Source organism: Enterobacter cloacae complex sp. 2024EL-00227 (assembly GCF_043945315.1).
In the GTDB taxonomy this organism is placed as follows: domain Bacteria; phylum Pseudomonadota; class Gammaproteobacteria; order Enterobacterales; family Enterobacteriaceae; genus Enterobacter; species Enterobacter roggenkampii.
This window is the reverse complement of sequence record NZ_JBIMQP010000025.1, coordinates 21,642-29,474: the sequence shown is the minus strand read 5'-3', so window position 1 is coordinate 29,474 and position 7,833 is coordinate 21,642. Positions and strand designations below refer to the sequence as shown.

The 7,833-nt window shown below is 57.1% G+C and carries 8 protein-coding genes; 2 read left to right on the top strand and 6 right to left on the bottom strand.

Features of this window, described 5'->3' with window-relative positions; genetic code table 11:
• Nucleotides 1-458 precede the first annotated feature (458 nt).
• The gene (gene purH / locus ACHH0Z_RS23840) at nucleotides 459-2,045 is read left to right on the top strand and encodes a bifunctional phosphoribosylaminoimidazolecarboxamide formyltransferase/IMP cyclohydrolase (RefSeq protein ID WP_045409545.1); all 1,587 of its coding nucleotides are present in this window, start codon (nucleotides 459-461) and stop codon (nucleotides 2,043-2,045) included.
• 15 nt (nucleotides 2,046-2,060) lie between these two features.
• Entirely contained in the window at nucleotides 2,061-3,353 is a 1,293-nt protein-coding gene (gene purD / locus ACHH0Z_RS23835) for a phosphoribosylamine--glycine ligase (RefSeq protein ID WP_045409542.1), read from the top strand.
• 90 nt (nucleotides 3,354-3,443) lie between these two features.
• Here the strand turns inward: purD and ACHH0Z_RS23830 are convergent, their stop codons facing one another.
• The 6 genes from ACHH0Z_RS23830 to nudC form a co-directional block, all read right to left on the bottom strand.
• Nucleotides 3,444-4,136, bottom strand: a complete 693-nt coding sequence (locus ACHH0Z_RS23830) for a DUF1481 domain-containing protein (RefSeq protein WP_045409539.1) — start codon at nucleotides 4,134-4,136, stop codon at nucleotides 3,444-3,446.
• An 11-nt stretch (nucleotides 4,137-4,147) separates the two neighbouring features.
• Nucleotides 4,148-4,420, bottom strand: a complete 273-nt coding sequence (hupA, locus tag ACHH0Z_RS23825) for a nucleoid-associated protein HU-alpha (protein WP_002445246.1) — start codon at nucleotides 4,418-4,420, stop codon at nucleotides 4,148-4,150.
• Between the two features lie 186 nt (nucleotides 4,421-4,606).
• Entirely contained in the window at nucleotides 4,607-5,197 is a 591-nt protein-coding gene (locus ACHH0Z_RS23820) for a YjaG family protein (protein WP_008503468.1), read from the bottom strand.
• A 41-nt stretch (nucleotides 5,198-5,238) separates the two neighbouring features.
• The gene (nfi, locus tag ACHH0Z_RS23815; protein ID WP_008503467.1) at nucleotides 5,239-5,910 is read right to left on the bottom strand and encodes a deoxyribonuclease V; all 672 of its coding nucleotides are present in this window, start codon (nucleotides 5,908-5,910) and stop codon (nucleotides 5,239-5,241) included.
• Nucleotides 5,911-5,919: 9 nt separating this feature from the next.
• On the bottom strand, nucleotides 5,920-6,984 hold the full coding sequence (hemE, locus tag ACHH0Z_RS23810) for a uroporphyrinogen decarboxylase (RefSeq protein ID WP_008503466.1): 1,065 nt from the start codon (nucleotides 6,982-6,984) through the stop codon (nucleotides 5,920-5,922).
• Nucleotides 6,985-7,022: 38 nt separating this feature from the next.
• Entirely contained in the window at nucleotides 7,023-7,796 is a 774-nt protein-coding gene (nudC, locus tag ACHH0Z_RS23805) for an NAD(+) diphosphatase (RefSeq protein ID WP_008503465.1), read from the bottom strand.
• Nucleotides 7,797-7,833 lie beyond the last annotated feature (37 nt).

Here is a 7,833-nt window from a genome sequence, read left to right as displayed (position 1 = left end):
GAGTGCCCACACAGATTGTCTGATAAATTGTTAAAGAGCAGTGCAACGCGGCTTTCGCTCACCGTTGCGAGGTGGCGTATATTACGCTTTCCTCTTTCAGAGTCAACCCGTTATTTCAGGATTTTTTTCTCTTCAACCGAACCGCTTGTTGTGTGAAGTGATTCACATCCGCCGTGTCGATGGAGGCGCATTATAGGGAGTTCTCCGCAGGCCGCAACCGCTAAATGACAGAAAAATGACTGACTGCTGCATTCCACAGCAAAACCCCGCCTTATACCTTTTTACACACAGACTTATCCACAATGATACGAAAAAGTGAAAATGTGCGAGCGTTGCGCAAACGTTTTCGTTAAAATGCTCGCGCTTTACAAGGATGCCTCGTCAGGTGTGTTAGATGAGTTTTTCACAGGAAAATTCATCTAACGCTCTCTGTAATCGTGAAATCCAGGGGATTTACCATGCAACAACGTCGTCCAGTCCGCCGCGCTCTGCTCAGTGTTTCTGATAAAGCCGGTATCGTCGAATTCGCTCAGGCACTTTCTGCACGCGGTGTAGAGCTGCTTTCCACAGGTGGAACCGCTCGCCTGTTAGCAGATAAAGGTCTGCCGGTAACCGAAGTGTCCGATTACACCGGTTTCCCGGAAATGATGGATGGACGCGTCAAAACCCTGCACCCGAAAGTCCACGGCGGCATTCTGGGCCGTCGCGGTCAGGACGACGCCATTATGGAACAGCACGACATCGCGCCAATTGATATGGTTGTCGTTAACCTCTACCCGTTCGCCCAGACCGTGGCGCGTGAAGGCTGCTCTCTGGAAGATGCCGTAGAGAATATTGATATCGGCGGCCCGACCATGGTGCGCTCCGCGGCCAAGAACCATAAAGATGTCGCCATCGTGGTAAAGAGCAGCGATTACACCGCCATTATTAATGAGATGGACGCCAACGATGGGTCGCTGACCCTGGAAACGCGTTTCGACCTCGCCATCAAAGCCTTCGAGCACACCGCCGCGTACGACAGCATGATCGCCAACTACTTCGGTAGCCTGGTGCCGGCTTACCACGGTGAAAGCAAAGATCCTTCTGGCCGCTTCCCGCGCACCCTGAACCTGAACTTCATTAAGAAGCAGGATATGCGCTACGGCGAGAACAGCCACCAGCAGGCGGCCTTCTATATAGAAGAGGTAAAAGAAGCCTCAGTTGCGACCGCCCAGCAGGTGCAAGGCAAAGCGCTCTCCTATAACAACATTGCCGATACAGACGCAGCGCTGGAATGCGTGAAAGAATTCAGCGAGCCGGCCTGCGTTATCGTCAAGCATGCGAACCCATGTGGCGTTGCCGTGAGCACCTCCATTCTGGACGCCTATGACCGCGCCTACAAAACCGACCCGACCTCCGCGTTCGGCGGCATTATCGCCTTCAACCGCGAGCTGGATGCCGAAACCGCACAGGCCATCATCTCCCGCCAGTTTGTCGAAGTGATCATCGCGCCATCGGCCTCCGAAGACGCGCTGAAAATCACCGCGGCAAAACAGAACGTGCGCGTGCTGGTTTGCGGCCAGTGGGCAGAACGCGTGCCGGGCCTGGACTTCAAGCGCGTGAACGGCGGCCTGCTGGTTCAGGACCGCGATCTGGGGATGGTGACAGAAGCCGACCTGCGCGTGGTAACGAAACGCCAGCCGACCGAACAGGAGCTGCGTGACGCGCTGTTCTGCTGGAAGGTGGCGAAGTTCGTGAAATCCAACGCCATCGTCTATGCCAAAGAGAACATGACTATCGGGATAGGCGCAGGCCAGATGAGCCGCGTTTACTCGGCGAAAATCGCGGGTATTAAAGCAGGCGATGAAGGCCTGGAAGTCAAAGGCTCCGCCATGGCCTCTGACGCCTTCTTCCCGTTCCGTGACGGTATCGACGCCGCAGCCGCTGTCGGCATCACCTGCGTGATCCAGCCTGGCGGCTCAATCCGCGACGACGAAGTGATTGCCGCTGCCGACGAACACGGCATTGCGATGATCTTCACCGACATGCGTCACTTCCGTCATTAATTCCCGGAGCAGAAAATGAAAGTATTAGTGATTGGTAACGGCGGACGCGAGCACGCGCTGGCGTGGAAAGCGGCCCAGTCTCCGCTGGTTAAAACGGTCTTCGTGGCACCGGGCAACGCCGGTACCGCACTGGAACCCGCGCTGCAGAACGTGGCTATCGGCGTGACCGACATTCCGGCGCTGTTAAGCTTTGCTCAGCAGGAGAAAATCGACCTGACCATCGTCGGCCCTGAAGCGCCGCTGGTGATTGGCGTGGTGGATGCGTTCCGCGCGGCGGGCCTGAAAATCTTTGGCCCAACGGAAGGCGCCGCGCAGCTGGAAGGCTCCAAGGCCTTCACCAAAGATTTCCTCGCGCGTCATAACATCCCGACGGCGGAATATCAGAATTTCACTGAAGTGGAGCCTGCTCTGGCCTACTTACGTGAGAAGGGCGCGCCGATTGTTATCAAGGCCGACGGTCTGGCCGCGGGTAAAGGCGTGATCGTCGCGATGACGCTCGAAGAAGCCGAAGCCGCGGTTCAGGATATGCTGGCAGGTAATGCCTTTGGCGATGCCGGCCACCGCATCGTGATAGAAGAGTTCCTCGACGGTGAAGAGGCGAGCTTTATCGTCATGGTCGACGGCGAGCACGTTCTGCCGATGGCCACCAGCCAGGATCACAAGCGTGTGGGCAATGGCGACACGGGGCCTAATACCGGCGGGATGGGCGCTTACTCCCCTGCACCGGTCGTGACTGACGACGTCCACCAGCGCACCATGGATCGCATCATCTGGCCTACCGTGAAGGGGATGGCGGCAGAAGGCAATACCTACACCGGTTTCCTTTATGCAGGCCTGATGATCGACAAGCAGGGTAACCCTAAGGTCATCGAATTCAACTGCCGCTTTGGCGATCCAGAAACCCAGCCAATCATGCTGCGCATGAAATCCGATCTGGTGGAGCTGTGCCTGGCTGCCTGCGATGGCAAGCTGGACGAGAAAACCTCCGAGTGGGACGAGCGTGCGTCTCTCGGCGTGGTGATTGCTGCGGGGGGTTATCCGGGCAACTACAGCACCGGTGATGAGATCCACGGTCTGCCGCTGGAAGAGATTGACGGTGCGAAGGTGTTCCACGCCGGTACGAAGCTGGCTGAGGACGATCGCGTTCTGACCAACGGCGGCCGCGTGCTGTGTGCGACCGCGCTGGGCCATACCGTGGCAGAAGCACAGAAGCGCGCCTATGCGCTGATGGCGGATATTCACTGGAACGGTAGCTTTAGCCGTCAGGATATCGGCTATCGCGCGATTGCGCGTGAGCAGGGGGAGTAATTCCTCCTCGCCCTCACCCTCCCCCACTGGGAGAGGGAATCGTTCGTAGGCCGGATAAGCGTTAGCGCCATCCGGCTTAATCCACAGAACTCAAAAACTCTTCTCTGTCGGCTGCCAGGTGCAGAAATCTTCGTTCGCCACCAATAGCAATTGAGAGCCTTCCGGCGCCTCAAGCCACGCCACGCTCACGTCCATTGATGAATGACGCTGACGGCGTTGAATGTGTTCGGTCGCCCAGGATTCAAGCTCAGGCTTCACCGTTTGCCCTTCGCAGGTGGTTACCGTTCCATCGTTATGCCAGCGCCCCTGGCGCAGCACAACGCGTCCCAGACGAAGCGCATCGCTGGTCTGGCGGATTTGTTCGGCACGGTAACGGTAGAGGGCGATTTGGTCGCTGGAAAGCTGCTGTTTTTGACCGCTGACTTCACGCTGCATAAAGCTCAGCTCGCCATGGTCGTCAAAACGCACTTTCACGTGTTCGGGGGTCTTGCTGTAGACGTTCAGCTCAATCAGCGAGAAGTCATCTCCCTGCCAGCGATATTCTGCCGTCGACGTATTGCCGCTATGCCACGGGCTGAAGGCAGACAACAGATGAACTTCATTGCCGGAATCTTTACGCCAGATCCTGACCGCGCCCTGGTTGTCAGCGTAGCCGCTGGCGGTAAACGGCGGCAGAGTGGTGTCGTGACTACAGGCTGACAGCAGCAGCACACCTGCCAGCGCGAGCGTTCCGCGCCAGAAAGACAAAAGGGGCGTTGCCGCCCCTTCGCTAAAACTGTTCACTGCCACGCGTCTTACTTAACAGCGTCTTTCAGTGCTTTACCAGAAACAAATGCCGGCACGTTAGCTGCGGCGATTTTGATTTCTTTACCGGTCTGCGGGTTGCGGCCAGTACGCTCAGCGCGGTGGTTCACTTTGAAGGTACCGAAACCAACCAGTTGTACAGCATCGCCTTCTTTCAGAGACTCAGTAATAGCAGCCAGGGTAGATTCCAGAGCAGCTTTAGCCTGCACTTTAGACAGATCAGCCTTGTCCGCAATTACATCAATCAGTTGAGTCTTGTTCATAAGTTATCCTTTCAATGTGTTTATCGCTTGCTAAGCATCGAGTGCGACGAAAATGCCAAAAAAGCACTCTCCTGCATACACGCACCGATAGCCACTTTTTTTCGCCCCCCAAATGTAGACCAGACAAGGGTCGAAAGGGAAGAGTCGAGGAGCGACAAAACGGGCGTTATCTCAAGTTTTCTTATCTCATTGGTTAAAAATTATACCAATATTACTCTCACCGGCCTCACGTAAGTCCGCGCGCAGCCCTTTGATCAGCTCAATGTCGCGTTCTTCACACTCTGCCAGCAGGCGGAAAATCTCCCACTGGATATCCCATTCTTGCTCAACGGCCGGATTTGCACGCAGCTCTTCGTCGGTCATCTCGCGACCTTCCTGGGTCATTTCCAGCATCGCCACGGTGGTGATAGAGGCCTTACTGACTTCGATAGCGTGCTCCAGCGTCTCACCGCTCAGGCGGGAGTGGAGCAATTCGCTTAACGCCACACAGGCATCAATTGCCGGGTAGACGCCGTACAGGTCAAAATCATCCGCCACCGGGATCGCCTCTTCCAGCTTTTCGAGCTGAGAGTCGAAATTCACCTTCGCGTCTTTCACCGTCAGCGTTTCCCAGATCAGATCCAGAATGCGGCGGTAGATATGGCCATCACCAAAGCCGGTCTGCTTGCAGAACGCGGCATAGTTGGGATACATGCGCTCGCACAGGCAAGCCATGAAGGTGACGTGCTGCCAGCTTTCCAGCTTTTCAAGGCGCAGGTGAATCGGGTTTTGTAGCATGATGATCTCTCGAATCGAAAATTAGGCGCAGTTTACCTGAATCATCGCTGAATTTCCTGCCAACGAACAAAAGCCGGACGCGAAGAGGCCACCGCGTCAGCCCAGCGCGTTGGCTCCGGTAAGCGGTAGCCCTTCATGCAGCGCTGTACCCACGCCAGGGCGCTGTCCATACTCACCCGATGGCCGGTGGCGATGAACAGCGGATTACAGCGTGCCTTGCTGCGCCAGACCCACGCCAGCTGCTCGCCTTTATGGATAAGCGGTGCCAGCGCACCCGGCTGGGCTGAAAGAGGTTCAAAGGCGCCGCAGAGGCGTTTCTTGGCGACACCGATGGTCGGCACATCCACCAGCAGCCCAAAGTGGCTGGCAACGCCTAAACGGCGCGGGTGTGAGATACCGTGTCCATCGACAAAAAGCAGGTCAGGTTTTTGCGAAAGCTGCTCCCACGCTGCCAGCAGCGCGGGATATTCGCGGAAGGAGAGAAAGCCCGGAATGTACGGCATGGTGGTGGCAATACGCGCGACCTTGTACTCCACCAGCTCGAGCGAAGGGTATTTCAGCACCACCATCGCCGCTCGCGTCACGTCCCCACCCTGCTCAAACCCGACGTCGGCTCCGCCAATGTACTGCGGAGGATCCTTATCCAGACGATCCTCGCGGATCACCGATGAGGCCAGTTCGATTTGTTGAGCGCGTAGCGACGCGAGATCCATAACGACTCCTTACTTGTGATACTGGGCAGAAAGCCGATGCACCGCCTCCACAAATACGCCTGCGTGCTCTGGCGGCACATCCTGATGAATACCGTGGCCGAGGTTAAAGACGTGGCCTTCCCCCTGGCCGAAACCAGACAGTATAGTCGACACTTCTTCTTCAATGCGGGCAGGCGGCGCATAGAGCATGGACGGGTCCATATTGCCCTGAAGCGCCACTTTGTCGCCCACGCGGCGGCGGGCATCAGCGATATCGGTGGTCCAGTCGAGACCCAGGGCGTCACAGCCGGTTGCCGCCATGGCTTCCAGCCACTGACCGCCACCTTTGGTGAACAGCGTCACCGGCACGCGGCGGCCTTCGTTTTCGCGCAGCAGGCCGTCAACGATTTTATGCATGTAATACAGGGAGAACTGTTGATAATCACGCCCGGTCAGCACGCCGCCCCAGGTATCGAAAATCATCACCGACTGCGCACCGGCTTTAATCTGCGCGTTGAGATAGAGCGTGACGCTCTTCGCAAGCTTGTCGAGCAGCGCATGCAGAGCCAGCGGCTCGGCGTACATCATCTTTTTAATCAGGGTGAAGGCTTTGCTGCTGCCCCCTTCCACCATATAGGTCGCCAGCGTCCACGGGCTGCCGGAGAAGCCAATCAGCGGCACTTCGCCTTTCAGCTCGCGGCGAATGGTGCGCACGGCGTTCATCACGTAGCCCAGCTCGCCTTCCGGATCGGGGATCGGCAGCTTGTCCACATCGGCTTTGCTTCTGATCGGAGAGGTAAAACGCGGGCCTTCACCGGTTTCGAAGTACAGGCCAAGGCCCATCGCATCCGGAATGGTCAGAATATCCGAGAAGAGGATCGCCGCATCCAGCGGGAAGCGGCGCAACGGCTGGAGCGTCACTTCACAGGCCAGCTCGGCGTTTTTGCACAGCGACATAAAATCGCCCGCCTGCGCGCGCGTGGCTTTGTACTCTGGCAGATAGCGTCCCGCCTGGCGCATCATCCACACCGGGGTGACATCAACGGGCTGGCGCAGCAGCGCGCGCAGATAGCGATCGTTCTTCAGTTCGGTCATTTTTGCAGTTCCTTAAGCGTCATGGCCTCAGTGTAACACTACTCATACTCGGCCCGACACATCGCTACGGTATCTTCTATCAGCCGACGCGCCACGGTACCCGGTGGGGGAAGCAGCGGTAGATCGTCATACCGATACCAGTTCGCATCCAGCAGCTCTTTCTGATCGATAACGATCTCGCCGCTGTCATAGTCGGCCATAAAGGCCGTCATCAGCGACTGCGGGAACGGCCACGGCTGGGAGGTGACGTAGCGCAGGTTCTTCACTTTGATCCCGCTCTCTTCCATCACCTCGCGCGCCACTGCCTGCTCCAGCGTTTCGCCCACTTCGACGAACCCGGCCAGCACGGTATGAATGCCGTTGCGATGGCGGGTATGCTGTGCAAGCAAAATAGAGTCATCCCGACGGATAGCGACGATAATGCACGGCGCAATTTGTGGGTAATAACGTTCGCGGCAGTGGCTGCAGAGCATCGCCCACTCGGTTTTACTCGGGTGCATGGTATGGCCGCAATAGCCGCAGTATTTGTGCGAGCGGTAAAACTCCGCCAGCTGCACGCCCCGCCCCGCCAGCTGGAACAGGCCTACGTCCAGATCCAACACCTGGCGAACGGATCCCATATCCTGACGACGCGATTGTTGGATCAACCACACGGGTTCACCCTGCCACTCGCCGATCTTCAGCGCAGGCTGGCCCACGAGATCAAACGTTTCCGCCGCACCGTAGGGCAGCTCTCCACCGGGCAACCATAATTTTTGTTCGTGACTGACGATCCACCAACCCAGATCTGATTTTTCAATAATACGATCCATATCTATTGCACTACCTTCGCTTCACTGACATGTTGTT